Source organism: uncultured Methylobacterium sp. (assembly GCF_964244095.1).
Lineage (GTDB): Bacteria > Pseudomonadota > Alphaproteobacteria > Rhizobiales > Beijerinckiaceae > Methylobacterium.
In genome coordinates this window covers 1-4,409 of sequence record NZ_CAXTHR010000220.1, presented here as the reverse complement: position 1 = coordinate 4,409, position 4,409 = coordinate 1, and the positions used below count along the sequence as shown (strand labels likewise).

The following is a 4,409-nucleotide window of genomic DNA, read 5'->3' as shown; positions in this document are numbered from 1 at the left end:
GCCACCGCCATGCCGCCGGGCTTCACGACCGGCGGCAGCATCAGGTTCTCGGCCACCGTCAGGCTCGCGAAGATGCCGCGCTCCTCCGGCACGTAGCCCAGCCCGAGACGGGCGATGTTGCGGGACGCCATGCCGATGGTCTCGATCCCGTCGTACGTGATCGAGCCCGTCCGGCGGGCGAGGATGCCGATGATCGCCTTCAGCGTCGTGGTCTTGCCCGCCCCGTTGCGGCCGAGCAGCGTCACCACCTCGCCGGCCCGCACGTCGAGGTCGATGCCGTGCAGCACGTGGCTCTCGCCGTACCAGCCCTGAAGCCCCTTCACGCTCAGGAGCGGGGCCGTGACCGGGGCGGGCGTCGCGCGGGTCTGCGTCATGAGATCCGTCTCAGGCATGCCCCGCCCCGATATACGCCTCGATCACGCGGGGGTCCTTGGAGACGGTGGCGTAGTCGCCCTCCGCCAGCACCTGCCCGCGGGCGAGCACGGTGATGCGGTCCGACAGCGAGGCCACTACCGAGAGGTTGTGCTCGACCATGAGGATGGTGCGGTCCTTGGAAATGCGCCGGATCAGGGCCGCGGTGCGCTCCACGTCCTCGTGGCCCATCCCGGCCATCGGCTCGTCGAGCAGCAGCATCTCGGGATCGAGCGCCAGCGTCGTGGCGATCTCCAGCGCGCGCTTGCGGCCGTAGGACAGTTCCACCGCCTGATGGCCGGCAAACTCCGACAGGCCGACCTGGTCGACCAGCCCCAGCGCCTCGGCGTCGAGGCGGCGCAGCACCGTCTCGGGCCGCCAGAAGTCGAAGCTGTCGCCGTGCTTGCGCCGCTGGAGCGCGATGCGGACGTTCTCCATCACCGTGAGGTGCGGAAACACCGCCGAGATCTGGAACGAGCGCACCAGGCCGAGGCGGGCGACGTCGGCCGGCTGCATCCGGCTGATGTCGCGGCCCTTGTAGCGGATCGCGCCGGCCGTCGGGCTGAGGAACTTGGTCAGCAGGTTGAAGCAGGTGGTCTTGCCGGCGCCGTTCGGCCCGATCAGCGCGTGGATCGTGCCGCGCACGACCTCGAGCGCCACGCCGTTGACCGCGCGGAAGCCCTTGAACTCCTTGGTCAACCCCTCGGTCGACAGGATCACGTCCTGTGCCAAGCGCAACCCTCCCCTGCATCGTCGGCGGGATGTATCGCCGGAAGCGGCTGCGGCGTCCATCGCGATTCGAAACCAGGGCCGGACAATCGGCGGCCGATGACACCCGGCCGCGCCGGGCCGGACGGCGACCCGGCAGGTGGCGATGCGGGCACGAAGGTGCTTCCCGCCGCGGCGCCGGTGCGGCGGCGCGCGGGCCCGCCGGGGCCGGGTCGGACGCGGGGCCGCGGGGCGGGACGTGGCCCCCCGGCGGTCCGCCGCCGCGCGATTTCGTCCGTTTCCGGCGCGCGGCGTGCGATCTGGCGCCAATTTAGGCGCCGAATGCCTGGAAGTGCCCTTCAGCACGAGGAACATTCGCCTGTAACGATCTTTGCCTCTCCGTACTTTCTCGTGCCCGGGCCAGCCCTCATGAAGATCCGAACCGGCTACACCATCGGCTACGACACGTTCGGCCCGACCGCGCTGACCTACCAGCTCAACGTTCACCCGTCGCGTGCCATCGATCTGCTGACCTCGGACGCGATGAAGGTCGATCCGCCGGTGCCGATGCGGACCTATACCGACGGCTTCGGCAACACCTGCGTGCGATTGCTTGCGCCGGGCGGCCGCATCACGGTCTCGGCCGACTTCCTGATCGCCGACAGCGGCGAGCTTGACGCCTACGAGCCGGCCGCGCAGCAATACGCGGTGCAGGACCTGCCCGACGACGTGCTCGTGTTCCTGCTCGGCTCGCGCTACTGCGAGACCGACAAGCTCGCCGGCACCGCGTGGTCGCTGTTCGGCACGACGCCGGAGGGCTGGGCGCGGGTGCAGGCGATCGTCAGTTACGTCCACCAGCGCATCCGCTTCGACTACCAGCTCGCCGACGCGACCCGCTCGGCCTTCGACGGCTACAACCAGCAGGTCGGCGTCTGCCGCGACTACGCACACCTCGCCGTCGCCTTCTGCCGCTGCATGAACATCCCGGCGCGCTACTGCACCGGCTATCTCGGCGACATCGGCGTGCCGATGGACGTCAACCCGATGGACTTCTCGGCATGGTTCGAGGTCTACCTTGCGGGGCCGAACGGGGGCCGCTGGTACACCTTCGATGCCCGCCACGACGCGCGCCGGATCGGCCGCATCGTCATCGCCCGGGGCCGCGACGCCACCGACGTCGCGATCTCCACGAGCTTCGGCACGGCGCTGCTCGCCCAGTTCGACGTCCACACCGACGCGGTCGCCGACGACTTCGTGCTGCAGCACGCGGCCTGAATCCGGAGGGACCGGTCGCGGCACGGCATCGGGTCTCCGATCCGGCGGCGCGACCGGCCTACAGGTGCTTGAGGCCGAAGCTCTCCAGACGCGGCAGCCGCGCGTCCCGCGCGCGGATGCGGTGCCGGTGGGCGTGTTCGAGGGCGAGCGCCGCATCGCCGGCCCGGATCGCATCAACGATCCGCCCGTGCTCGACGACGGACGCGCCGAGTTCCCGCCCCAGCCTGAGCGGCAGCATCCGCGCCCGGTGCGACCGGTCGTTGATCTCGCTCAGGTCGTCGGGGGCGAGCGCGGATCAGGATGCCGCGCCGCGGCGGCACCCGCACGAGGCCGTCCTCCTGCAGGCGGACGGCCTCGTGCACCGGCGTGCAGCCATATACAAAATGCCGCCTTGCATGGAAGTTGGCGCTCAAGACCGACTCACGCGCAGGCGGCTCCGATGGAGGAAACGATGGACGGCGCGATCGAGCAGGCCACCATGCGCAGGGTCGCGTGGCGCCTGGTCCCCTTCCTGTGCCTGCTCTACACGGTGGCCTTCGTCGACCGGATCAATGTCGGCTTCGCCGCGCTCACCATGAGCCGCGATCTCGGCCTGACGCCGGGCATGTTCGGCTTCGGGGCGGGCATCTTCTTCCTGGCCTACTTCCTGTTCGAGGTGCCCTCGAACCTGATCCTCGACCGTGTCGGGGCGCGGCGCTGGATCGCCCGGGTGATGGTCACCTGGGGCCTGGTCTCGCTGGGCTTCGCCTTCATCACGGGCCCCTATTCTTTCTACGCCCTGCGCTTCCTACTCGGCGTCGCCGAGGCCGGTTTCTTCCCAGGCGTGCTGCTGTACCTGACCTACTGGTTCCCGAAGGCTTGGCGCGGACGCGTCACCGCGGGCTTCGTCGTCGCGATCCCGATCGCATCCGCCATCGCCGCGCCGATCTCGGGGTATCTGCTCGCCATGGACGGCATCCTCGGCTTCCACGGCTGGCAGTGGATGTTCATCCTGGAGGCGGTGCCCGCCGTGATCCTCGGCGTGATCTGCCTGTTCTACCTGACCGACCGGCCCGAGGACGCGACCTGGCTCACCGCCGCGCAGCGCGACTGGCTCGTCGCCGAGATGCGGTCCGAGCAGGGCGCGGTGCAGCGCCACGATCTCGGCGCGATCCTGAGGACGCTGGTGAGCTGGCCGGTGCTGCGCCTCGCGCTGGTCTATTTCGGGCTGACCACCGGCCTCTACGGCATCGAGCTGTGGCTGCCGCAGATCGTGAAGGGCTTCGGCGGTCTCGGCAACGTCGAGGTCGGCTTCATCAGCGCGATCCCCTACCTGCTCGCCATCGCCACGATGGGCTGGTGGGCGCGCCACTCGGACCGGACCGGCGAACGCTTCGGGCACGTCGCGCTGGCCTGCCTGGTCGGCTGCGGCGGGCTGGTCGCGGCCGCGCTGGTCCACGAGACCGCCGTCGCCGCCGTGATCTTCCTGTCCCTGGCCATCGCCGGCGTCATGGCGGCGCGGCCGCCGTTCTGGCAGTTGCCGACCGAGTTCCTCTCGGGCGCCAAGGCGGCGGGCGGCATCGCGGCGATCAACGCGATCGGCAACCTCGGCGGCTTCGTCGGGCCCTCGCTGATCGGCTGGGCCAAGGAGGTCACGGGCAGCTTCACCACCGGCCTGATGATCTCGGCCGTCACGCTCGCGGTCTCGGCGGCGTTCACGCTCTCGCTCAAGCGCAGCACGCGCGGCGCGGCCGCGGCCGTCGCCGGGCCCTGACGCCCGCTCCCTCCAACCCCTCCGCCCGCAGAAGGAGTTTCCCGATGAAGACCTACAGGATCGCTGCCATTCCCGGCGACGGCATCGGCATCGAGGTGATCGCCGCCGGTATCGAGGTGCTGGACGCGCTCGCCGCGCGCGAGGGCGGCTTCGGCTTCGCCTTCGACCATTTCGACTGGGGCTCGGACTACTACAAGCGCCACGGCGTGATGATGCCGGCCGACGGCCTGGCGCAGATCAAGGATCACGACGCGATCTATTT

The 4,409-nt window shown here is 70.1% G+C and carries 6 protein-coding genes; 3 read left to right on the top strand and 3 right to left on the bottom strand.

The window, feature by feature from the left end; translation table 11 throughout:
- Together ACFE86_RS21345 and ACFE86_RS21340 are read right to left on the bottom strand one after the other, a co-directional pair.
- On the bottom strand, positions 1-392 hold a 392-nt coding region (locus ACFE86_RS21345), incomplete at its 3' end, for an ATP-binding cassette domain-containing protein (protein ID WP_375457321.1).
- On the bottom strand, positions 385-1,143 hold the full coding sequence (locus tag ACFE86_RS21340; RefSeq protein ID WP_375457320.1) for an ABC transporter ATP-binding protein: 759 nt from the start codon (positions 1,141-1,143) through the stop codon (positions 385-387). The genes ACFE86_RS21345 and ACFE86_RS21340, both read right to left, overlap by 8 nt.
- Positions 1,144-1,548: 405 nt before the next feature.
- Here ACFE86_RS21340 and ACFE86_RS21335 point away from each other — a divergent pair, with 405 nt between their 5' ends.
- Entirely contained in the window at positions 1,549-2,394 is an 846-nt protein-coding gene (locus ACFE86_RS21335) for a transglutaminase family protein (protein WP_375457319.1), read from the top strand.
- 58 nt (positions 2,395-2,452) lie between these two features.
- On the opposite strand, the gene ACFE86_RS21330 is transcribed toward ACFE86_RS21335, so the two are convergent.
- Positions 2,453-2,632, bottom strand: a complete 180-nt coding sequence (locus ACFE86_RS21330) for a hypothetical protein (protein ID WP_375457318.1) — start codon at positions 2,630-2,632, stop codon at positions 2,453-2,455.
- Positions 2,633-2,845: 213 nt separating this feature from the next.
- Here ACFE86_RS21330 and ACFE86_RS21325 point away from each other — a divergent pair, with 213 nt between their 5' ends.
- Both ACFE86_RS21325 and ACFE86_RS21320 read left to right on the top strand, forming a co-directional pair.
- Positions 2,846-4,147: an MFS transporter gene (locus ACFE86_RS21325; protein ID WP_375457317.1), complete on the top strand. Its 1,302-nt coding sequence runs from the start codon at positions 2,846-2,848 to the stop codon at positions 4,145-4,147.
- A 44-nt stretch (positions 4,148-4,191) separates the two neighbouring features.
- Positions 4,192-4,409, top strand: a 218-nt coding sequence (locus ACFE86_RS21320) for an isocitrate/isopropylmalate family dehydrogenase (RefSeq protein ID WP_375457316.1), incomplete at its 3' end; no start/stop codon positions are given.